Source organism: Pseudomonas sp. GW821-FHT03C07, assembly GCF_059420925.1.
In genome coordinates, this window is the sequence record NZ_JBWKUQ010000009.1 from 1 (window position 1) to 20,175 (window position 20,175).

Here is a 20,175-nt window from a genome sequence, read left to right on the forward strand (position 1 = left end):
CCCCCCTCCCCCCCCCTCCCCCCCCCCCCCCCCCCCCCCCCCCCCCCCCCCCCCCCCCCCCGCTCCCACATGAAAACAGGTGTCTCACCATAAAGGTTTGCTGAGTCCGAACCCTAAGGTTGGCTTGTCAGCAATCGCCTAGTGCACCACCGCATTCGGCGGCAATTGCCCCAGCCGCTCCGTCAGCCGCAGCCGCTGCAGCGGATCTTCGCTGAGCAGCAGTGCGCGCTCCAGGTCATAGCGTTCGGCCCGTGGGCAATCGAGGCGCTGGTACAGGCTGGCACGGGCCAGGTAGTCGCCGGCATTGGCCTGGCCCAGCTCCAGGACCCGTTCGGCATCCACCAGCGCGCCGAGGAAGTCGTCGTTGGCCTGGTGCAATTGCCGCAGGTTGCGCGACAGGCGCTGGAGCATCTGCATCGGTGTGGCCGTGTCCATGTGTTCGGCCTTCAGCACCGTGCTCGGACCGTACTGGCGGGTCAGCAGTTCGCGGCAGTCGTTGGGATAAAGACGCCGGCCGCCGCATGGGTCGAGTAAATGGTCGGCCCCCGGCACCCGTAGCAGGAAATGTCCGGGGAAGTTCACCCCCACCAGCGGGATCTCCAACTGCCGGGCCAGTTCCAGGGCGATCAGCGCCAGTATCAACGGCTGCCCGCGTCGACGCTGCAGGACCTTGTCGAGCAGCGCCGCGTGCGGACGCAGCGGGATGAATTCGTCCTGCTGGAACCCCAGCTCGTTCAGCCGCCGCAACAGCGGCTGGCCCAATTCGCTGACCGGCAACATCGGCAAGCCGGCGCTGACCCGTTGTTGCAAGTCGCGGAAGTCGCGCAGCACGGCGTCGGGACGGACCTGTGGGTCATGTTCGGCCGCGATCCACAGCGCTGCTTCGAACACCGCGGGCGGGGTGCGTTCCAGGCAGGCGAAAAAGGCTTGGCGGGGGTTCATCGAGATCTCCGGCAGAGTCTCTGTTTTAGCCCCGCGCCGGGCTTTCGTCCAGTCTCTTGCAGCGGTTGAGGGTTATGTCGCAAAACCCGTAAACGCCAAGGCCTTATTCCTGCTTGCTTCTGCAAGCTTTCCTACGAAGCCTATACTCGCTACAGGTAGTATCCAGGGGGCCTCTCGATGTTCGCTCTCATGCAAAGTACTCGTCTTGAGTCATTGCACCTCAGTGTCGATCCGGTCACCGGGTTGAAGGCGGTGATCGCCATCCACAATCGTCGGCTCGGGCCGGCGCTGGGGGGCTGTCGTTATCTGGCCTATCCCAATGACGAAAGTGCCATGGTCGATGCCATCCGCCTGGCCCAGGGCATGAGCTACAAGGCCGCGCTCGCGGGGTTGTCGGTGGGCGGCGGCAAGGCGGTGATCATTCGCCCGCCCCATGTGGAAAGTCGCGCCGCCTTGTTCGAGGCCTTCGGCCGTTGCATCGAGCAACTCGATGGGCGCTATATCACCGCCATCGACAGCGGTACCTCCACCGCCGATATGGACTGCATCGCCCAATACACCCAGCACGTCACCAGCACCACCAGCGCCGGCGACCCATCGCCGCACGCGGCCATGGGCGTATTCGCCGGCATTCGCACCACCGCCATGGCGCGGCTGGGCAGCGACAACCTGGAAGGTTTGCGAGTGGCGGTGCAGGGGTTGGGCAATGTCGGTTATGCTCTGGCCGAGCAGTTGCACGCGGCGGGAGCGGAGTTGTTGGTCAGCGATATCGATCCGGGCAAGGTGCAACTGGCCATGGAGCAACTGGGCGCGCATCCGATCGCCTGTGAAGCCTTGCTCAGTACCCCGTGCGATATTCTTGCCCCTTGCAGCGTGGGCAATGTGCTCACCAGCCAGAGCGTGGCGCAGTTGCGTTGTGCCGCGGTGGCCGGTTCAGCCAGCACCCAGCTGACCCATATCAGCGTCGCCGATCAATTGGAAAAGCGCGGCATTCTTTATGCGCCCGACTACGTGATCAGCTCGGGTGGCTTGATTTATGTCGCCCTCAGACACCAGGGCGAGGAATTGCCAACCATCACCGCCCATTTGTCTCGTATCGGTTCCCGCCTGACCGAAGTTTTCGCCCATGCCCAGGCGGAAAAGCGCTCGCCGGCGCGGGTGGCCGACGAACTGGCGGAGCGCCTGCTTTACCGTTGAGCGAACCGGCGTCCCTATCATTCTGTACCGGCTGAACGCGGTCACTTGTAGGCGCCGGCTTGCTGGCGATGCAGGCGGCGCGGTATTGCAGGGACACCGCGTTGAACCTATCGCCAGCAAGCCGGCTCCCACGGTGCGGCGTGTTATTCGGCTGCAGGGGCCGAGAGCAATTCGCTCAATGCATCCGGCTGGCTCTTGAACGCCCGGGCGAATACATCACGGTTTTTCGCCATGTAGATACCGGCTTCTTCCACCTGCTGCTCGCTCAGCGAGGGCACGGCTTTTTGCAGGACTTCGGCCAACAGCTCGGCCAGTTCGAGCATTTTGTCATGACGGTCAGCTTCGGCTTTATCCATGAACAAACGCTCCAGATCTCGGCTGCTGCGGTATACCACTTCGACGGCCATTCACCACCTCACATGCCTTCACGATAGTTGTGTTTTGCAATTACTGTATTTATATACAGCCAAAAGCATAAGCGAATCCCCAGGGTTTGGGTAGTGGCTTTTTAATCTAGACTAATTCTCGGTTTGTCAGGTGGACTGCGCCATCTTCATCGCGAGCAAGCGTGCGGCCACAGGCCGAGCTCCTCAGCAGAACGTGGCGGCCCTCGCCGCAACGTGTCCCGAAACCCACGATCACCATCTCACCCCCTGTCCCTGGCCTTTTTTCTGCATGCTGGTGTAGAGAGGGACAATGGTCATCTTCCACCCGCATTATCCGATCAAGCCGAACCAAGGAACCTGTACCGTGAAAATCAATTGGGCCGAGAACCTGCGACAAAACGTGCATCAGGTGGCCGAGTCCCTGGGCAACCTGTTCGTCGAGTCGTTTCATTACCTGGCGTTGTTCGCCATTGGCGGGGTCACTGCCTGGGCGGCGGTGATGGAGTTCCTGACGATGATCGAAGAGGGTCATCTGAAGATCGACGACATCCTGCTGCTGTTCATCTACCTCGAGTTGGGGGCGATGGTGGGGATCTACTTCAAGACCAACCACATGCCGGTGCGCTTCCTGATCTACGTGGCGATCACCGCGCTGACCCGGTTGCTGATCTCCAACGTGTCGCACCACAATCCACCGGACATGGGCGTGGTTTACCTTTCCGGTGCGATCCTGCTGCTGGCGTTGGCGATCCTGGTGGTGCGCTATGCCTCGTCGCAGTTCCCGTCGATGAGGATCGAGCATCCGCAACGCAAGACCGGCGAGGGCTCCAGCGAACATCCGGAAGTGGAGAAGGGCGAGCTTTGACACTCTGTAGGCGCGAGCTTGCTCCAGGCGGCGTTCCGACGATGGTCGTCAATGATGGCAGGGCACACCTGATGCCCTGCGGTGTCTGGGCTACCATCGCGAGCAAGCTCGCTCCTACATCTACATCATCAGTTGACCCAGGCGCCGACGCGCAGATGCCAGCCATCGTTATGCCGTTCCCAGTGCGGGTGCTCATAGCGATAACCCTGGCGCACCGGTTCCCAATGGCCGTGCATCGCCACATAGCGCCGCCCGTCCCAATGCCAGTAGCCCCGTGCCCAGACGAAACCCGGGCGATAGGCTGGCTCCACTTCGATCACTTCCTGCGGTGGCGGCTGCGGTGCCACCACTTCCACGTATTGCGGCGCGGGCCGTTCGACCACCACCTGACGGTCGTGAACCACACGCTCCTGTACGCAGCCGGAAGCCGCCACGACTACCGCTGCAAGTGCTGCGTAACGTAAAAACATATTGCCTCCTCGGAATGGTCCGCCTCACGGTGTATGCCCGGCGAACGGGTCGCTGCCGTATTTTTTCACCGGCTACGCTTGTTGTAGCAGTATGTATCTGTCCGGAACCTGAACCCAACAGCGTCTTTTTTGCCGCAAGAGCCGCTTGTCACAGACCTTTGGCAGGATAGAACTGAATGCGCATTTGTCAGCATTGGTACAGCCAGTTCGACAGACACTGGGGATGAAAGGATTACTGCCGTTCCCACCTTTGGAAGCCTCTTGATATGCCAGTACCGGGTGCTGCTCTACGTTGTCTGGGGTTGTCGGTGTTCCTCGTGGCGGGCCTTCCCGCCGTTGCCATGGCGGCGCCTGCCGCACCGTTGAGTCCCGCCGACTCGGCCTGGCTGCGGCGCGACGGTTACGACCTGGATGCGGCGAATGTCGCGCGCTTTCGTGCCATGGGCCGTGCCGGCTTGCTGGAGGCGCAACTGACTGACCGCCTCCGTGATCCGTTGCCGCCGGGTATCGACGCGCAATTGCGGGCGTTCCCGATCCTCGCGCAACCGCTGCAGGCCACCCTGCTCGCCTTCAAACAGGGCCAGGAGCAGCTGCAGTCGATGCCGGACGGCGATGCCAAGGTCGAGGCGAAAAAGGCCCAGCAGCAAGGCCTCAATGACGCCGCCGACCAGGCCCGGCAAATCACCCTGCTGCGGGCGGTCTATGGCAGCAACCAGCTCAAGGAGCAAATGGTCGGCTTCTGGCTCAATCACTTCAGCGTGTTTGCCGGCAAGGGCGCGGTACGCCTGATGGCGGCGGACTACGAAGAGCAGGTGATCCGCCCGCATGCCCTGGGCAAGTTCAAGGACCTGGTACTGGCGACCCTGAAGAGTCCGGCGATGCTGGAGTTTCTCGACAATGCCCAGAACGCCAAGGGCAAGGTCAATGAAAACTACGCCCGTGAACTGATGGAGTTGCACACTCTGGGGGTCGGTTCCGGCTACACCCAGCAGGATGTCCAGCAATTGGCGCTGATCCTTACCGGCGCCGGGGTGAGGCCGCTGGACGGTCGGCAGCAGAAGTTCGGGCCACGGGTGGCACCGTTGCTGGTGAATGACGGGATGTTCCAGTTCAACCCCAATCGCCATGACTTCTCCGACAAGGTGCTGTTGGGCGAACCGATCCAGGGCACGGGTTTCGATGAAATCACTCGGGCGGTCAGCCTGATCACCCGGCAGAAGGCCTGTGCGCAATTTATCTCGCGCAAACTGGCGCAATACTTTGTCGCCGACCAGCCGCCGCAGTCCCTGGTGGACCGCATGAGCGTGACCTTCCAGCGTAGCGACGGCGATATCGCCCAGGTGCTGCGCACGCTCTTCGAGTCGCCGGAATTGCTGCAAAGTGCCGGGAAAAAATTCAAGGATCCGACCCAGTTCGTGGTCTCGGCGGTGCGCCTGGCCTATGACGGCAAGCCCATCGCCAACCCGCGGCCGATGCTCAACTGGCTCAATCAGCTGGGTGAACCGGTGTTTGGCCGGCAGACCCCGGACGGCTGGCCGCTGGACGCCGTCGGCTGGGCCAGTTCGGGGCAGATGTCCAAGCGTTTCGAGATCGCCCGCGCCATCGGTTCAGGCTACAACAAGCTGTTCACCCCGGAGGGCAGTGACAAGGCCCAGGGCGGTTTTCCCATGATCACCACGCCGCTGTACTACGAGGCAATCGGCCCGCATCTGTCGGCTGCTACCACTGCCGCGCTGAATCAGGCCACCTCGCCGCAGGAATGGAACACCTTCCTGTTGTCTTCGCCTGATTTCAACAACCGCTAATATCGTGCTCTTCAGGAAGGTGCCGTGATGAATCGTCGAGACTTTCTGGTTGCTTCGGCAGTTGCTGCCGCGACCTTGCCGACGTTGTCCTTTTCCGGGAAGTTGTTTGCCGCCCCAGCCTCGGCACCGCGCTTTTTGATGGTGTTCCTGCGCGGTGGATACGACTGCAACAACCTGCTGGTGCCCTATGCCAGCGATTTCTACTACGAGTCGCGGCCGACCCTGGCGATTGCCCGGCCCGACCCGCACAACCCCAACAGCGCCATCGCCCTCGACGGCCATTGGGGGCTCAACCCGGTACTACGGGATTCGCTCTACCCGCTCTGGCAGCGCAAGCAGCTCGCCTTTGTGCCCTTTGCCGGCACCGACGACCTGTCCCGCAGCCATTTCGAAACCCAGGACAATATCGAGGCCGGCCTCGCCGGCGATCAGCACGGACGCTATGGATCGGGCTTTCTCGCCCGGCTGGCCGGCGCCATGCCCGGCAGTGCGCCGATTGCCTTTACCGATGCCTTACCTCTGAGTTTCCAGGGCGGCCGGGATGTTCCCAACCTGTCATTGCGCGGGGTCTCGAAACCGGTGTTCGATGAACGCCAGTCCTCGATCCTCGCCTCGATGTACAAGGGCACGACGCTGGCCGCGCCGGTGACCGATGGCCTGCAACTGCGCCAGCAAGTGTCGAAGGACCTGCAGGATGAAATGACCAAGGCCGGACGCGGCGCGCAGACCGCGCAGAATTTCGCCGCGGAAACCCGGCGCATTGCCACCCTGATGCGCGATCAGTATCGGTTGGGTTTCGTCGATGTCGGCGGCTGGGACACCCATGTCAATCAGGGCGGCGTCCAGGGGCAGCTCTCCAACAACCTGGCGAACCTGGGGCAGGGCCTGGCGGCGTTTGCCGAGGCCATGGGCGATCAGTGGAAAGACACTACCGTGGTGGTGGTCTCGGAGTTTGGCCGCACCTTCCGCGAGAACGGCGATCGTGGCACCGATCATGGCCATGGCACGGTGTATTGGGTGCTGGGCGGCAGTGTGCACGGCGGGCGTATTGCCGGCGAGCAGGTGGCGGTGGCGCCCGGCAGTCTGTTGCAGAACCGCGATTACCCGGTGCTGAACAATTACCGCGACCTGCTCGGCGGCGTGTTCGGCCGCACCTGGGGCCTGTCCGCTGCGCAACTTCAGAGCGTTTTCCCCGGCGCGCGCCCCAATGGGTTGCAGTTGGTGTAGCGGCTGCTTAACGAAGTGGCAGGGTCAGCACCCGCCCGGTCGGTGTGACCGGGCGTCCAACACGATGACCGGCACCGCTCCAGACCGGGGCGGGGAGGGTCGCCAGCTTGAGGCTGTCGCTGTCGGTCATGGCCGTGAGAATATCCATCGCACTGTGCCCCTGCTCGATGGCGATGCCGAATTGCACGCTCTGGATCAGGCGTTTCAGGCGCTGCGGATCATTGCGCTGCTCGGCGCTGATCATCCGTTTGGCCACTATCCCGTCGGCGTTGGACAGGGTCAGCATGATGTCGCCGTCCAGTCCCTGGAGGCTGAGGTTGACCCGGTATTCGGGTTGGAAAGCCTCGTTGATCAACTGAAAGGGGTTATCCATGTGTGTCACCACTCTGATCGAAACCTGGATTCATTGACTGCGCGCCGGCCGGATTGGTTCGTCGGTTCCGGACCGGTGGCAGGGCAGGCGCCCTGACCTCATGTCGGAGCGCCATTGCATCGATGAATTTGCAAGGCTTGTGCCGAGTGAACGATCGTTCAGTAGAACCGTCGCGGGTCGGCGTCGATCAGGCTGGCCAGCTTGGTCAGGGCGAAGCGCAATTCGTCGCGGCTGGTGGGCGACATCAGCACGATCCGCACGCTGCGGCTAGGCCCCAGGCGCTCGGCCTGGAACTGCGTGCCGCTGAGCACCAGCACGCCGTTGGCCCGCGCCAGCAGGGTGAATTCGTCGCCGCTCCAGGGCTCGGGCAAGGTCAGCCACAGGTGATAGCCGTGGGGCTGGGTGGCGATTTGCAAACCGCGAAAAACTTCCGCGGCGATGGCCTGGCGCGCGGCCGCTTCGCTGCGCTGGACGGCTATCAGGCGAGTATCCAGCCCTTCGCTGAGCATCATGCTCGCCAGTTGTGCGGTCAGCGGCGACGGCATCCAGATGCTGCTGCGGACCATCGAGGTCAGGCGCGACAGCAGTTTCGGCGGGCTGTACAGGTAGCCGATGCGCAGGGCCGGCATCACCGACTTCGACAGGCTGGTGAGGTACACCGAACGGTCCGGGGCGTAGCTGGACAGCGGTTTGATCGACGGATCGTTGCCGAGGAAACCGTAGATATCGTCGTCGATAATGATGAAATCGAACGCTTCGGCAATCGCCGCGATCTGCGCCCGGCGCGCGGCGGACATGATCGCCGTGGTCGGGTTCTGGCAAGTGGCGACACAGATCAGCAATGCCGGTTTTTCCCGTAGGCAACGCTCGTGCAGGGCCTCGGGAATGATCCCTTCCTCATCCATTTCCACACCGCCGAGCCGCCGCTCCAGGCCATGGGCCAGTGAGATGATGCCGGGGTAGCAGAGCGCTTCGCAGAGTATCAGGTCACCGCTGTTGCTCAGGGCACTCATGGCGACCATCAGCCCATGTTGCGCACCGGCGGTGATCACCACCTGTTGCCATTGCGCATCGGCTACCGACTGGCGCAGCCACTGCGCGCCGGCTTCACGGTGGGCCGGGTGGCCGCCGTCGGGGGCGTAGTCCAGGGCGCGGGCGAAATCCGCGTCGTTGGCCATGTTCACCAGGGCATCGCGCAACTCGTGTTCGAGGGGCTCGCCGTGGGGCTTGATGATCGACAGGTCGAGCAGGTCGGTCGGCCCGGCGCTCAGCAATGCCGGCGCCTGCTGGCGCGCCGCCGGTGTAGCGCCCTGTTCCAGCACATAGGTGCCGCGTCCGACTTCGCCCTGCACCAGCTTGCGCCGCTGGGCCTCGCTGTAGGCGCGGCTGATGGTGCCCGGGGTGACATCCAGCGCCTGGGCCAGCTCACGCAGGGTCGGCAAGCGGCTGCCGACCTTCAGCGCACCGCTGGCAATATCCCGCGCCAAGGCATCGGCGATGGAGAGATACACCGGTTGGTTGAAGTCGCTGAGCCGAGGAACCCACATGCAATGACTACCGATCCTGAAAAGAGTGGGGGCAAGCTTATCACAGGGTCTGCAAATCAAATTGCTTCTATTGAATCGAATCAATTTTTGCGGTTATATGCGCATAAATCGATTCAATCGAATCAATGCTTCTCCACTCCCAGGTATCGACGCTTATGAATAGCCTCAGACAGGACTTTTCGTTATCCGCGGTGATCGCCGGCTTTATCGCCGTGGTCATTTCCTATGCCGGCCCGCTGATTATTGTGTTCCAGGCGGCGTCTCAGGCCCATCTGTCCAGCGACCAGGTGTCATCGTGGATTTGGGCGATTTCCATTGGCAGCGGTGTCACCGGCCTGCTGTTGAGCTGGCGCCTGCGGATCCCGGTGATTACCGCCTGGTCGACGCCGGGCGCGGCTCTGCTGGTGTCGATGTTGCCGACGGTGTCGTTCGCCGAGGCGATCGGCGCCTATGTGGTGGCGTCGGTGATCATCCTGGTGGTGGGGTTATCCGGGGCCTTCGACAAGTTGATGAGCCGCTTGCCCAAGGCGATTGCCGCGGCGATGCTGGCGGGGATCCTGTTTCGCTTCGGTGCCGAGCTGTTCACTTCGATCCGCCTGCAACCGGCGCTGGTGTTGTCGATGATCGCCGTCTACCTGGTGTGCAAGCGTTTCTCGCCGCGCTACGCGATTCTCTCGGTGCTGATCGTCGGCTGTGCCTTCGCCGCGCTGATGGGTGAGTTGAACCAGGGAGCGATCAGCGTGGCGCTGGCGCACCCGATCTTCACCGCGCCCGAGTGGAGCTGGCACGCGATCATCAACATCGGCCTGCCGCTGGCCCTGGTGACCCTGACCGGCCAGCACGTGCCGGGCATGGCCGTGTTACGCACCGCCGGTTATACCCAGCCGGCCCGGCCGATGATTTCGCTGACGGCCGTGGGCGCGGTGTTGCTGGCGCCGTTCGGTGCCCATGGTCTCAACTTGGCGGCGATCACGGCGGCGATCTGCACCGGTCGCGAGGCCCACGAAAACCGCGACAAACGTTACATCGCCGGCATCGCCTGCGGGGTTTTCTACATCCTGATGGGCACCTTCGGCGCGACCCTGGCTTCGGTGTTCGGCGCCTTGCCCAAGGAACTGATCGCGTCCCTGGCCGGGTTGGCGTTGTTCGGCGCGATCAGTGCCGGGCTCACGGGGGCCATGGCCGAGGAGAAACAACGGGAAGCGGCGCTGATCACCTTTCTGGTGACCGCTTCGGGCATGAGCTATCTGGGTTTGGCGGCGGCGTTCTGGGGATTGATCTTCGGCCTGGTGGCGCATTTCGTGCTGAGCTACACCCGCGAGCGCAAGGTGCTGCCGGGGTTGCGCGAAGCTTGATGCTCTCGAACGCCGGGCAGGGACGTCCGGTGTCGCAAGGCATTTTTGCCGAACTCGCGATGGGGCTTGTTCCGGGAGGTTGTGGCAAGAAATAACAGGAAAGCGATTCGACCCAACTCCCGACATTAACAGCGCCTTGCGGGCTTGTCCGGCTATTTCGTCGGATAATTATTTATCTTTTCAAAGGGCTTGAATTGTTTTTCCAACTGCCCAACTCTGTCATCAAGAGGTCATGTTCAGCACGCCTTCAGGCGTTGCCGGCGAGCCTTTTGCAAGCTAGCTGAAATAAGGGAATAACTATGCAAATCCAAGTCAATAGTGATAACCATATTCAAAGCAGCATTCGACTGGAGGAGTGGGTCCGGACGAGCGTCGAGAACGCGCTCGAACGTTATGAAGAAGACCTGACACGGGTCGAAGTTCACCTGGCGGACGAGAACGGCGACAAGCCCGGTCCCCACGATATGCGCTGCCAGATGGAAGCGCGGCCAAAAGGCCATCAACCGATTTCGGTCACCCACAAGGCCGATACGCTGGAACAGGCGATCGACGGCGCGGCGATCAAACTGGAACATGCACTGGAGCATCTGTTCGGCAAACTGCAAGCCAAACGCGCGACCGCCATCAAGGGCGAGCGCCGCGACCTGGGAGACGCACTGCTGGAAGAGGAGTTCGAAGAGAAAGAACGTGTACGACTGGCCGCTAACGGCTGATCCTCGACACTGACCCCGACGGGCCTGCATTGCAGGCCCGTTTTCGTTTCAGGTGCTGTTCACAGCTCAGCCCTGCGGCTCGCTGGCCTGGCGTTCAGCCCTGGCCTGCAACCAGCTGGCAATCAACGCGGCGTTGATGAACAGCGCGATGCCCAGCAGGATCACCAGGATCGAGGCCAGTTTGTAGGGGCCGATGCTTTCGTCGAACATCAGCCACGAGGTGATCACACCGGAAATCGGCACCATCAACGACAGCGGCGCGACCATCGCCGAGGGGTATTTCTTCATCAGGTTGTTCCACACCCGATAGCCGAACAGGGTGGTGACATAGGCCTGGAACAGCACCGAGAAGATCGCCGAAGGCGTGAGGTTGCTACCCAGTTGATAAAACGCTGCGCTGCCCTTGGCCAGCCAGGTCATGAAAAACAGCGGCGGTGCCGCGAACAGGCTGGACCAGACGATAAAGGCGACCATATCGCTGGGTCGGGTCTGCTTGACGATCAGGTTGCAGGCACTCCAGCTCAAGGCGGCCAGCAGCACCAGCACGGTGCCGGCGAGCACCGCCTGGCCTTCGCTGAAGTGAATGATCGACAGCAGCCCGAGGCTGGCCACCAGTACCCCGGCGATCTGCGGGCCGGCGATTTTTTCCTTGAGCAGCCAGGCACTGAGGAAGATCGTGAAGAAGGCGCTGAATTGCAGGATCAGCGAGGCCAGGCCCGGGGTCAGTCCCAGGTGCATGGCGTAGTTCACCACCCACCAGAGTCCGACCCCGAACAGCAGGCCGTAACCGGCGATGGCGGCCAGGCTGACGCCCGCCGGCCGTTTCATGAAAAACACCAGGGGCAAGGCGCAGCAGGTAAAGCGCAGGGCGGTGAGCAGAAACGGGTCCAACTGCTCAAGACCCAGTTCGATCACCGAGAAGTTGCTGCCCCAGATGATGGTGACCAACAGCCCGAGGGCGAGGTCCAGCGGTTGAAATTTCATGGGGATTCGAGATCCTGTTGGCGGCGGCTGAGAGGGCGTTCTTGCCGCCGCAATGGCGACGACAAGGACGTGGACGAGGTTCAGGCGGCGATCTCCGGATCGACGCCGTCATAGACGAAGGCGTCGAATTTCTCCGGGCGCCATGTGTCATCCCGGGTGTAGTAGTTCAGGACCACGGTGATCTTCTTTTCCGTCACCGTCGGCTCGCAGTCATGGAGGATTTCCCGGCCTTTCATGATCAGCACCGAGCCGGCTTTGGCGTAGATGTGCCGGTGTTCGATCCACGGCTCCGGCTTGCTCGGATGGGCCCGGGGAATCTGCATGCGCAGGGGCGCTTCGCGGTTGCTGGTGAGGAACAGCAGCACGGTGATCGCGTTGGTGTCGTAGTGCTCGCCCAAGGTCCCGCCGCCTTCGGGGTAGACCTTGATATTGATATCGGAGCGGCTGTGGGGCGAGACCACCGCATCCTGGCTGGTGACCAGGCCGATCAGCGGCAGCAGCGAGTGATAGATTGCCGTCAGCTCCGGCAAGTGATTGCGGACATCCTGGCCCTGGAAGATGTAGTGCAGGTATTGCCCGCCGGCATCGGATACCTCGTGGGTGCCGAGTCCCTGGTGGTTGACCAGCTTGACCCGATCCTGCTCGATGGTGCGCTCGACCCGTTCTTTCAAGGTGTCGCACAACGAGGCTGGGACGATGTCAGCGAGGACCGTGACATAGTCGTAGTGATACTCGGCAATGTGTTTGTTGAGATTGAACGGTGTGTTCATGGAAGCTCCCTGCTAGGTCAGAGGACGGCATTCCCCCTCGACTCCCTGGCTGAAGAGGCCGTATGTTGGACGATCAGACTAGGCCGGCCCGGGACTCCATCCGCGTACAAGAACCCGGGCCGGATCGGCGACCCGTGCTGAGACGGCAACCGTCGACACGCCGAAATTAGCCCAGCATTCGCCCCCTTCTCCAGTGTTTTCCAGCATGACTAGCCGTTCGGATAGTCAAGATGAGATGTCCTTGTGCCATTGCGGCACATCGGATGTCTTTGCGTATGAGAATTTTTATCATTAATATTGGCGTCTTTTCAGCCAGACTTGCCGCCGCCCGGCGGTTGGCTGTTGCTGGGAGTGTCGCGATGAACCTGGCCCTGCGCCCCCCCGAGAACTCCGAGGCCGAGAGGACCGAGCCGCACGCCGGTCGTACGCACTTCCTGCAAGTGTTCCTGTCCCAGCGTTCGCAGATGGAAGCGCTGGTCAGCCGCCGGGTCGGTTGTCGTGCAACGGCGGCGGACCTGGTCCAGGACCTGTTCCTGCGTTTCTGGCGTCGGCCCCTGGTGCAGGTGGAGGAGTTGAGCACCTACCTGCTGCGTTGTGCCGGCAACATTGCCATTGACCATTTGCGCAGCGAGGGGGCCCGCGTACGTGTCAATGAAGGCTGGCTGCCCGAGCAGCAGGCTAACCAGAGCCTCGAACCCGAGGCAGCTCTGGAGGCCGGTAACGATCTGCGTTATGTCGAGGCGGCGCTGCGCAGCCTGCCGGAGCGCACCCGACAGATTTTCCTGCTCAACCGCATCCATGGTCGCAAGTATGCCGAGATCGCCAAGGCCATGGGCCTCTCGCAAAGTGCCGTGGAAAAACACATGATGCGCGCCCTTGAAGCGTGCAAGGCCAGTCTGCGAGAGCCTTCAGCTATATATCGAGAGTCGTCAGCCACACGTCTGCCAGGGAAAGCATCGTGATCCATTCGTCCAGCGTCGCCGTGACACCCGCCCAGGAACAGGCCGCGCTGGCCTGGCTCAGTCTGTTGCACGATCAGCCGAGCCGAGGCGACCAGGCGTGCTTCAGTCTCTGGTTGCAAGCCGACCCGGCCCATGTCGAGGCCTATGCCCAGGCCCAGGTGCTCTGGGAACTGAGTGAGGTGCCGGCGACTACCCTGGCCCGGGAAGAGGCCGCGGCCTTGCAAGGTTGGCTCGCGGCCATGGACCGGCCACAGCTGGTGTCGCGCTGGCGCTGGTCGGCGGGCCTGGCCATGGCCGCCTGCCTGCTGCTGACGGTGTCCATGGGTCTGGGCTTTGAGCCCTGGCGTTGGCTCGACGACCTCGGCGCCGACTATGTGTCGGTGCCGGGGCAGGTGCGCACGGTGATCCTGGCCGACCAATCCGAAGTCACGCTGGATACTGACAGTGCGATTGCCGTGGACTTCAGTGGCGGCGAACGGCATGTCCGGCTGCGGCGCGGTTCGGCGTTTTTCCAGGTAACCCATACCGGCGAACCTTTTGTGGTGGAGGCCGAGGGCGGCGAGGCGCGGGTGCTCGGGACGCAGTTCGAAGTGCGTCTGCAACCGGGGGGCGCGCGGGTGACGGTGTTGTCCGGGCGGGTCGGGGTCCGCGCGGGCCCGGGCGCGCCGCCGCAGATTCTCGGCGCCAATCAGCAGGTGGCTTATGCCGACGGTTCGGCGCAGCCGCTGCATCCGGTGGACAGCGACCAACTGTTGGCCTGGCGCCAGGGCTGGTTGAATTATTCAAAAGTCAGCGTGGCCGAGGTGGTGCGGGACCTGGGCCGCTATTACCCGGGACGGATTCTGCTGTTCAACGACCGCCTGGCGGCACGGCGGATCAGCGGCAGCTTTCCGAGCAAGGATCCGCGGGCGGTGCTCGACTCGTTGCAAGGCGTGCTGGGGTTCGAACAGCACCGCCTGTTGGGCCGGGTCATCGTATTGCGCTGAGCTACCCGATAACGCCGACCGTTGTAGGAGCTGGCTTGCCAGCGATGGCGTCCGGATGGGCAGCGCCAGGCTCAAGGGCCCCATCGCCGGCAAGCCAGCGCCTACAGGGCCGTGCCAGGCCAGCGGTCGGTGTCGCGATGCCCCCCGAGAAAATATTTTCAAAATAAAGGTGAGGTAAACCCGAAGCCCATTCGTGTAGTGGTTGAAAGTGCGATTCATTCGCATTAATGATTTCTCTACACACGGGTCAGGCACACATGAAGTCCAGGGCAAAAGCGATGGCAGGCAGTTCGGGCAAGCGATGGTTCGGCGCATCGGCGCTGGCGCTGACGGGGTTGGCCTTGCTGCCCCTGAGCGTGGCCCTGGCGGCCGAGCCCGTGGCGCAGCACAGTGCGCAATTCAACTTCGCCATCGCCGCCAAACCGTTGCCCCAGGCCCTGAGCGACTTCAGCCGGGTCACCGGCCTGAGCGTGGTCTACACCGACGAAGCGGCCTACGCTCATCAGGCCCCGGCGCTCAGCGGGCAGATGAGCGCCGAGCAGGCCATGCAACGGCTGCTGAGCAATTCCGGCTTCACCTTCCGCCGCACCGATGACCACACCCTGGCCCTCGAACCCCTGCCGACCCAGGGCGCCCTGAACCTCGGCGCCACCACCATCAATGGCAACCAGCAGGCTTCCGCCACCAGCTACCAGCCGCCGCAAGTCACCTCGGTGGCCCGTTCCAGCGCCTCGCTGCAGGAAATCCCGCAGACCATCAACGTGGTCGCGGCCCAGGTCCTGCGTGACCAGACCCCGCGCAATCTCGACGACGCGCTGAACAACATCAGCGGCATCACCCAGGCCAACACCCTCGGCAGCACCCAGGATGCGGTGATGATTCGCGGCTTCGGCGACAACCGCAACGGTTCGATCATGCAAGACGGCATGCCGCTGGTGCAGGGCCGTGCGCTAAACGCCAGTACCGATCGGGTCGAAGTGCTCAAGGGCCCGGCGTCCCTGCTCTACGGCATCCAGGACCCGGGCGGCGTGGTCAATCTGGTGAGCAAGAAACCCCAGCTGGAACAGTACAACGCCGTGACCCTGCGTGGCTCGACCTACGGTTCCGGCAAGAACGGCAGCGGCGGCAGCCTTGACAGCACCGGTGCCCTCGGCGATTCCGGGCTGGCCTACCGCATGGTCCTCGACCGTGAAGACGAAGATTACTGGCGCAACTTCGGGTCCCACCGCGAGACTCTGATCGCCCCGTCCCTGGCCTGGTTCGGCGACAGCACCAAGCTGCTGCTGTCCTACGAGCACCGCGAGTTCCTCACGCCGTTCGACCGTGGCACGGCCATCGATCCGCGGACCAACCATCCGTTGGCGATTCCCAAGGATCGCCGTCTCGACGAGCCGTTCAACAACATGGAAGGCCGTTCCGACCTGGTCCATGTCGAAGCCGACCATGACCTCAACGACAACTGGAAGGCCCACTTCGGCTACAGCTGGAACCGCGAAACCTACGATGCCAGCCAGGTCCGGGTGGTCTCGATCAACCCGGCCAGTGGCACCCTGGTGCGCAGCATGGACGGTACCAAGGGCGCGCTGACCAGCGACCGCTTCACCACCGCCAGCCTCGACGGCAAGGTCGATGTGGCCGGCATGCAGCATGACCTGGTGTTCGGTGTCGACGACGAATATCGCAAGATCTACCGCTCCGATCTGATCCGTCAGAGCCCGCTGAATACCTTCAGTTACCTGGACCCGGTCTATGGCCGCGAAGTCCCGGGCTCTACCGTCAGCGCCAAGGACAGCGACCAGACCGACCTGCTACGCAGCGACTCACTGTTCGCTCAGGACTCGATCCACCTCAACGACCAGTGGATCCTGGTTGCCGGCGGGCGCTTCCAGATGTACGACCAGTACGCGGGCAAGGGCCGGCCATTCCAGGTCAACACCAACGGCAACGGCGAGAAATTCGTGCCGCGCGCGGGTCTGGTGTACCGCTACACCGACGAGCTGTCGTTCTATGGCAGCTACACCGAATCCTTCAAGCCCAACTCCACCATCGCCCCGCTGGCGCTGACCAGCAGCACCCGGCTGGTGCTGGACGGCTCGCTGGAGCCGGAACAGTCCAAGGCCTGGGAGATCGGCACCAAGCTGGATATTCCCGGGCGCATCACCGCCACGGCGGCGATCTTCGATATCCACAAGCGCAACGTGCTGGTGTCCGTCGCCGACGGCCTGACGACCCAGTACAGCATTGCCGGCCAGGTCCGCTCGCGGGGGCTGGAACTGGATGCCAGCGGTCAGTTGAGCGAGCGCTGGAGCCTGATTGGCAGCTATGCCTACACCGATACCCAGGTCACTCAGGACGCCAACTACCAGGGCAACCGCCTGCAAAATGTGGCGAAGAACGCCGGCTCGCTGTCGGCGGTCTACGACTTCGGTTCGATCATGGGCGGTGGCGACAAGCTGCGGGCCGGTGCCGGGGCGCGTTATGTCGGCCATCGGACCGGGGATGCGGCCAACACCTTCGATCTGCCGGGCTACACCGTGGCCGATGCCTTCGCCACCTACGACACCCAGGTGGAAGGGCAGAAGGTCAAGTTCCAGCTCAACGTGAAGAATCTGTTCAACAAGGTCTACTACACCTCGGCGGTCAGCCAGCTCTTCGTGTCCATGGGGGATGCCCGCCAGGTGTCGGTTTCCAGCACCCTGGAGTTCTGATGAAAAACCTCAGTGCAGCCCTGTTGTCCCTGACCCTGAGTGGTACCGTCCTGGCGACGGCACCCGGGGAAGAGCGCCTGTACCAGCGTGAATATCAGGTGACCTTGCCCGGCTCTGGCGACAGCTGGGGCTTCGCCGCCCTCGACCCGACCCGGCCCTACCTGTTTCTGGCCCGGCGGGAAAACGGCCTGAGCGTGTTTGACGTGGCGAAACAGCGTCTGGTGAAAACCCTCGACCACTCGGCGGGTGCCAATGCCGTGGTGTTCGTGCCCGAACGCAATCGCCTGTTCGTGCTCAACAGCGACGGTAGCCTCGGCGTCGTCGAGCTGTCGAGCCTCAAGCTGCTCAAACGTATTCCGGTGGCCCAGAGCAACCTCAACAGCGCGGCGTACGAGCCGCGCAGCGGCCAGGTGATTGTCGTCAGCGGCCGGCGGGCGGATCGTTCGACGTTGTTTGTCTTCGATCCGAAACAGGAAAAGATCACCGCCGCCCACGAACTGGACGTGAAGAAAATCGACCCGCTGCTGGTCAAGGGCGACGGCAGTTTCTTCCTGCCGATGCGCGACGAAGGCAAGGTGGCACGGTTTTCCGCCAGCACCTTCGAGGTACTCGACAGCTGGCGCTTCGAGGGTTGTGCCAAACCCAGCGCCCTGGCCCAGGATGAGAAGGGCCAGCGGCTGTTCGTCGCCTGTCGCGGCGAGCAACCACGGTTGATCGTCGCCGACCTGGAAAGCGGCGCGGTCAAGGCCAGCCTGCCGATCACCCGGGATGTCAATGCCCTGGCCTGGGATGCCAAACAGCGGCGATTGATCATCCCCAGCGGGGTGGACGCCAACCTGACGCTGGTGACGCAGAAGGACGTCGACCACTACGCCGTGCTGGGTAGCGTCAGCACCTTGCCAATGGCCTACAACATGGCGTTCGACCCGACCAGCAGCAAGGTCTACCTGCCGGCCATGGACTTCACCCTGCCGGCGACCGCCAAGGGCGAACCCAAGGCCGATCCGTTGTTTCACGCCAATAGCTTTTCCATCACCACTCTGGCGCCCTGAACCACAAAGCCTGTCCCCGGAAAATGGATCGCCGTGCATGGATTCCGGAGGCCGTGTTACCGCATAATTCCCCGCCTGTTGACTCGATAAGTACCTTGTTCTTACGTGCCTCCTGAGTGATGAGCCGCTGCGGTTGGCAGCGGCTATTGTGTATTGATTGGTTGAGTTCGAGGCGGAAGATGAATTCGGTACAGGGTTTCATGGGCAAGGGCATCGCGCTGGCGTTATGCGTACTGTTGGCGGCCTGTTCGAGCAAGGTGCCGAAGGCTCCCGAGCCGGTCCGGACGGTGGTCCTGCAAGCGGCGCAGTTGCCACTGCCATTGCCACGCTCGGCCTTTTGCGCCGGGCTCGACAGCGTCCTGCGCGCCCCAGCGTTGCAAGGTGCGATGACCTCGCTGGTGGTGCGCGAGGCGAACACCGGCAAGCTGGTGTGTGAATACAATCCGCAGTTCCGGCTGATTCCGGCCTCCAGCCTGAAGCTGGTGACCAGCGCGGCGGCGATGGAAGTCCTGGGTGCTGATTATCGGTTTGCCACAACCCTGTTGAGCACCGGCGTGCAGCAGGGCAACGTGCTGACCGGCGATCTCTACCTGCGCGGCAGCGGCGATCCGAGCATGCGCCAGGAAGACTACCAGGCCCTGGCGGCCGGGCTGGCGCGCAAAGGCATCACGCGGATTCGTGGGCGACTGATCTTCGACGACACCGCCTTCGACCGCGAGCGGCTGGGGGCCGATTGGTCGAGCAGCGATGAACAACAGTATTTCTCGGCGCAGATTTCCGCGCTGAGCGTGTCGCCGAACGCCGACCTGGATGTCGGTTCGATTCTGGTCAACGTACGCGCCGGCGCTACCGCGCGCCAGCCGGTGCGGGTCAGTTTCACGCCAGCCAACCGCTACATGAGCGTGCTCAATCGGGCCAGGACGGGCCGTGGCGGTCCGCTGGTGGTCAGTCGCGGCCATGGTGGCAACCTGTTGCGCATTGACGGCGCGTTGCCCAAGGGCGCGGAGCGTATCGCCCAAGTCAGTGTCTGGGAACCGACCGGGCTGGTGGCCGACCTGTTCAAAAGTGCCCTGGTTCAACAAGGCATCGCGGTGGAAGGCGGCAGCCTGCTGGGCGTCGCCACACCGGTTTCGGCTCAGCCGTTGCTCGAGCACCAGTCGCCGGTCCTCGCGGAACTGATGCCACCGCTGCTTAAACTGTCGAACAACAACATGGCGGAGATCCTGCTCAAGTCCATGGGCCGCAAGACCGCCCATGCGGGGACGGCGACAGCGGGCGTGGCGGCGGTCAACGCGTTCCTGCAGGGACATGGGGTGTCCTCGGCGGAGTTGCTGCAGTTCGATGGTTCCGGCTTGTCACGGCGTAACCAGGTGTCGGCGCGGACCCTCAGCGACATGCTGCTGGCGGTGCGCACCCAGCCCTGGTTCCAGGCCTGGTACGCGGCGCTGCCGGTTGCCGGCAATCCCGAGCGGATGATCGGTGGCACCCTGCGCAAACGCCTGCGCGGCACGGCGGCGGCGAACAACCTGCATGCCAAGACCGGCAGCATGGGCGGCGTGTCGTCGCTGGCCGGGTATGTCACCAGTCGTGATGGGCGGTTGCTGGTGTTCGCCATGCTGAGCAATAACTACCTGGTAGGGGGGCGACAAGTCAAAGCGGTGGAGGATCAGGTGGTCACGGCGCTGGCCAACAAAGCTGACTGAAGAAACGAGATCTTGAAAACGCCGCATAACCTGTGGGAGCTGGCAACAGGATATTTTGCGGAGAGACACAAACCTGTAGGAGCCGGCTTGCTGGCGATGGTGTCCGGATGGGCACCGCAAGGCTCAAGGG

The 20,175-nt window shown here is 62.9% G+C and carries 18 protein-coding genes; 11 read left to right on the plus strand and 7 right to left on the minus strand.

The features are described from left to right. Nucleotides 1-138 precede the first annotated feature (138 nt). Nucleotides 139-942 carry a SirB1 family protein gene (locus AC07VG_RS18210; RefSeq protein ID WP_495001064.1) on the minus strand — a complete coding sequence of 268 codons (804 nt, stop codon included), beginning with the start codon at nucleotides 940-942 and terminating at the stop codon, nucleotides 139-141. A 177-nt stretch (nucleotides 943-1,119) separates the two neighbouring features. On the opposite strand from AC07VG_RS18210, the gene AC07VG_RS18215 reads away from it, so the two are divergent. Beyond that, nucleotides 1,120-2,139, plus strand: a complete 1,020-nt coding sequence (locus AC07VG_RS18215; protein WP_495001063.1) for a Leu/Phe/Val dehydrogenase — start codon at nucleotides 1,120-1,122, stop codon at nucleotides 2,137-2,139. A gap of 143 nt (nucleotides 2,140-2,282) precedes the next feature. Here AC07VG_RS18215 and AC07VG_RS18220 read toward each other — a convergent pair whose 3' ends face one another. Beyond that, nucleotides 2,283-2,546, minus strand: a complete 264-nt coding sequence (locus AC07VG_RS18220) for a YebG family protein (RefSeq protein WP_495001062.1) — start codon at nucleotides 2,544-2,546, stop codon at nucleotides 2,283-2,285. A gap of 343 nt (nucleotides 2,547-2,889) precedes the next feature. On the opposite strand from AC07VG_RS18220, the gene AC07VG_RS18225 reads away from it, so the two are divergent. Next, the gene (locus tag AC07VG_RS18225) at nucleotides 2,890-3,390 is read left to right on the plus strand and encodes a phosphate-starvation-inducible protein PsiE (protein WP_495021634.1); all 501 of its coding nucleotides are present in this window, start codon (nucleotides 2,890-2,892) and stop codon (nucleotides 3,388-3,390) included. A 128-nt stretch (nucleotides 3,391-3,518) separates the two neighbouring features. Here AC07VG_RS18225 and AC07VG_RS18230 read toward each other — a convergent pair whose 3' ends face one another. After that, entirely contained in the window at nucleotides 3,519-3,860 is a 342-nt protein-coding gene (locus tag AC07VG_RS18230) for a YXWGXW repeat-containing protein (protein WP_495001060.1), read from the minus strand. A 266-nt stretch (nucleotides 3,861-4,126) separates the two neighbouring features. Here AC07VG_RS18230 and AC07VG_RS18235 point away from each other — a divergent pair, with 266 nt between their 5' ends. Together AC07VG_RS18235 and AC07VG_RS18240 are read left to right on the plus strand one after the other, a co-directional pair. Continuing rightward, nucleotides 4,127-5,665: a DUF1800 domain-containing protein gene (locus tag AC07VG_RS18235; RefSeq protein WP_495021635.1), complete on the plus strand. Its 1,539-nt coding sequence runs from the start codon at nucleotides 4,127-4,129 to the stop codon at nucleotides 5,663-5,665. 27 nt (nucleotides 5,666-5,692) lie between these two features. Further along, on the plus strand, nucleotides 5,693-6,892 hold the full coding sequence (locus tag AC07VG_RS18240) for a DUF1501 domain-containing protein (protein ID WP_495001239.1): 1,200 nt from the start codon (nucleotides 5,693-5,695) through the stop codon (nucleotides 6,890-6,892). A gap of 7 nt (nucleotides 6,893-6,899) precedes the next feature. Here AC07VG_RS18240 and AC07VG_RS18245 read toward each other — a convergent pair whose 3' ends face one another. After that, on the minus strand, nucleotides 6,900-7,265 hold the full coding sequence (locus tag AC07VG_RS18245) for a DUF3509 domain-containing protein (protein ID WP_495001058.1): 366 nt from the start codon (nucleotides 7,263-7,265) through the stop codon (nucleotides 6,900-6,902). 158 nt (nucleotides 7,266-7,423) lie between these two features. Next, the gene (locus AC07VG_RS18250; RefSeq protein ID WP_495001057.1) at nucleotides 7,424-8,812 is read right to left on the minus strand and encodes an aminotransferase-like domain-containing protein; all 1,389 of its coding nucleotides are present in this window, start codon (nucleotides 8,810-8,812) and stop codon (nucleotides 7,424-7,426) included. Nucleotides 8,813-8,967: 155 nt separating this feature from the next. Here AC07VG_RS18250 and AC07VG_RS18255 point away from each other — a divergent pair, with 155 nt between their 5' ends. Beyond that, nucleotides 8,968-10,167 (plus strand): benzoate/H(+) symporter BenE family transporter, encoded by a 1,200-nt coding sequence (locus tag AC07VG_RS18255; protein ID WP_495001056.1) that lies wholly within the window; start codon nucleotides 8,968-8,970, stop codon nucleotides 10,165-10,167. Nucleotides 10,168-10,466: 299 nt separating this feature from the next. Then, nucleotides 10,467-10,880, plus strand: coding sequence for an HPF/RaiA family ribosome-associated protein (locus AC07VG_RS18260; RefSeq protein WP_495001055.1), 414 nt, complete (start codon nucleotides 10,467-10,469; stop codon nucleotides 10,878-10,880). Between the two features lie 66 nt (nucleotides 10,881-10,946). Here the strand turns inward: AC07VG_RS18260 and AC07VG_RS18265 are convergent, their stop codons facing one another. Then, nucleotides 10,947-11,864 (minus strand): EamA family transporter, encoded by a 918-nt coding sequence (locus AC07VG_RS18265; protein WP_495001054.1) that lies wholly within the window; start codon nucleotides 11,862-11,864, stop codon nucleotides 10,947-10,949. Nucleotides 11,865-11,944: 80 nt separating this feature from the next. Next, on the minus strand, nucleotides 11,945-12,634 hold the full coding sequence (locus tag AC07VG_RS18270) for a hypothetical protein (protein ID WP_495001053.1): 690 nt from the start codon (nucleotides 12,632-12,634) through the stop codon (nucleotides 11,945-11,947). 359 nt (nucleotides 12,635-12,993) lie between these two features. Here AC07VG_RS18270 and AC07VG_RS18275 point away from each other — a divergent pair, with 359 nt between their 5' ends. The 5 genes from AC07VG_RS18275 to dacB all read left to right on the plus strand — a co-directional run bounded on the left by AC07VG_RS18275 (nucleotide 12,994) and on the right by dacB (nucleotide 20,045). Further along, nucleotides 12,994-13,596: an RNA polymerase sigma factor gene (locus AC07VG_RS18275; RefSeq protein ID WP_495001052.1), complete on the plus strand. Its 603-nt coding sequence runs from the start codon at nucleotides 12,994-12,996 to the stop codon at nucleotides 13,594-13,596. Continuing rightward, nucleotides 13,596-14,582: a FecR family protein gene (locus tag AC07VG_RS18280; protein ID WP_495021701.1), complete on the plus strand. Its 987-nt coding sequence runs from the start codon at nucleotides 13,596-13,598 to the stop codon at nucleotides 14,580-14,582. The genes AC07VG_RS18275 and AC07VG_RS18280 overlap by 1 nt, the downstream gene beginning before the upstream one ends. A gap of 257 nt (nucleotides 14,583-14,839) precedes the next feature. After that, nucleotides 14,840-17,290, plus strand: a complete 2,451-nt coding sequence (locus AC07VG_RS18285; protein ID WP_495021636.1) for a TonB-dependent siderophore receptor — start codon at nucleotides 14,840-14,842, stop codon at nucleotides 17,288-17,290. Then, nucleotides 17,290-18,342: a YncE family protein gene (locus AC07VG_RS18290; RefSeq protein ID WP_495021637.1), complete on the plus strand. Its 1,053-nt coding sequence runs from the start codon at nucleotides 17,290-17,292 to the stop codon at nucleotides 18,340-18,342. Before AC07VG_RS18285 ends, AC07VG_RS18290 begins: the two co-directional genes overlap by 1 nt. Before the next feature lie 179 nt (nucleotides 18,343-18,521). After that, nucleotides 18,522-20,045: a D-alanyl-D-alanine carboxypeptidase/D-alanyl-D-alanine endopeptidase gene (gene dacB / locus AC07VG_RS18295; RefSeq protein WP_495001049.1), complete on the plus strand. Its 1,524-nt coding sequence runs from the start codon at nucleotides 18,522-18,524 to the stop codon at nucleotides 20,043-20,045. Nucleotides 20,046-20,175 lie beyond the last annotated feature (130 nt).